Genomic DNA, 1,501 nt, shown 5'->3' with positions numbered 1-1,501 from the left:
ACATGCGCATGGAGTGCATGGACGGGACCTGGGCAACGTAGATCACCATGTCCGAGTCCAGGACCGCCATGTTGGAAGTCTCGCCGAGGCGCTCCACCAGGGTCTTCAACTGCGGGCGGGCCACAGCCCCGAGCTGTTTGCTGGCGCCTTCGCCGAGCCGGATGAGCCGGGGGCCCAGGGCGTAGCGGCGGTTGGGCAGCTGGCGGATGTAGCCGAGGGACACCAAGGTCCGCAAAAGACGGTGGATGGTGGGCAAGGGGAGGTCAGTGGACGACGAGAGCTCGCTCAGCGTGACATCGCCGCCCGCATCCGTAATCAGTTCCAGCAGTTCAAAGACGCGCTCAACGGACTGCACGCCTCCGGAGGCTTTTTCAGCCATTCCCTTGTCTCCAATGACTCAGATTCCGACAACTCTTATCCGCATCGTGAAAAGAATTGCTTAGAACACCCAACATACAGCACAGCGTCAACCTGCGCGACGACACCGAACATGACCAAGCAGGGGGTTGTGTTTCCACTTTGTAGATAATAATATCCATAATACGAAAACATTCAGTTTGGAACGGCGGCCCGGGAACGGGCCTTACAGGAGGAATTTCAATGGCGAATCCGAGCCCCGGAAACTCGATCACCCTGCGCGTCGCCGCACCGTCGAGCTTCACCGCTACCAGCGAACTGGCAGCAGCCGTCGGCGCAGCCGGTGCAGCAATCACCGCGTTGGACGTCACGGAATCCCACCACGAGACGATCGTTGTTGACGTCACCTGCAACACCACCGATGACGACCACGCAGCCCGCGTGAAGGACGCCTTGAACGCGCTCGACGGCGTCACCGTCCAGCACGTCTCGGACCGCACTTTCCTCATGCACCTCGGCGGCAAGCTCGAGGTCGTCCCCAAAGTAGCCCTGCGCAACCGCGACGATCTCTCCCGTGCCTACACTCCCGGCGTCGCCCGCGTTTGCATGGCCATCGCAGAAGACCCGGCCGCTGCCCGCAACCTGACGGTCAAGCGCAACACCATCGCCGTCCTCACTGACGGTTCGGCCGTTCTGGGACTGGGAAACATCGGCCCCGCCGCTGCCCTTCCCGTCATGGAAGGCAAGGCTGCACTGTTCAAGCAGTTCGCCAACGTTGACGCCTGGCCGGTCTGCCTGGACACCCAGGACACCGAAGAAATCATCATGATCGCCAAGGCCATGGCCCCGGTCTACGGCGGCATCAACCTCGAAGACATCGCCGCACCGCGCTGCTTCGAAATCGAGAATCGCCTGCGCGAAGAGCTGGACATCCCGGTGTTCCACGATGACCAGCACGGCACCGCGATCGTCACGCTCGCTGCCTTGGTCAACGCCCTCCGTGTGGTGGACAAGAAGCTCTCCGAGGTCAAGATCGTGGTGTCGGGCGTCGGCGCTGCCGGCTCGGCCATCATCCAGCTCCTCAAGGCCCAAGGCGCGCAGCACATCATCGCCGCCGGCCGCTCCGGTGCCATCCACTCCGGCG

The 1,501-nt window shown here is 62.6% G+C and carries 2 protein-coding genes; one reads left to right on the top strand and one right to left on the bottom strand.

Annotated elements, in window-relative coordinates; genetic code table 11:
* Positions 1 to 379 (bottom strand): IclR family transcriptional regulator (locus tag HP499_RS24145; protein ID WP_172326556.1); only part of this gene is annotated, 379 nt, incomplete at its 3' end.
* A gap of 221 nt (positions 380 to 600) precedes the next feature.
* On the opposite strand from HP499_RS24145, the gene HP499_RS24140 reads away from it, so the two are divergent.
* Positions 601 to 1,501 (top strand): NAD-dependent malic enzyme (locus HP499_RS24140; RefSeq protein ID WP_172326555.1); only part of this gene is annotated, 901 nt, incomplete at its 3' end.

Origin of the sequence: Paenarthrobacter sp. CM16 (assembly GCF_013179505.1) — a bacterium.
In the GTDB taxonomy this organism is placed as follows: domain Bacteria; phylum Actinomycetota; class Actinomycetes; order Actinomycetales; family Micrococcaceae; genus Arthrobacter.
This window is presented reverse-complemented; position numbering and strand designations above follow the sequence as displayed.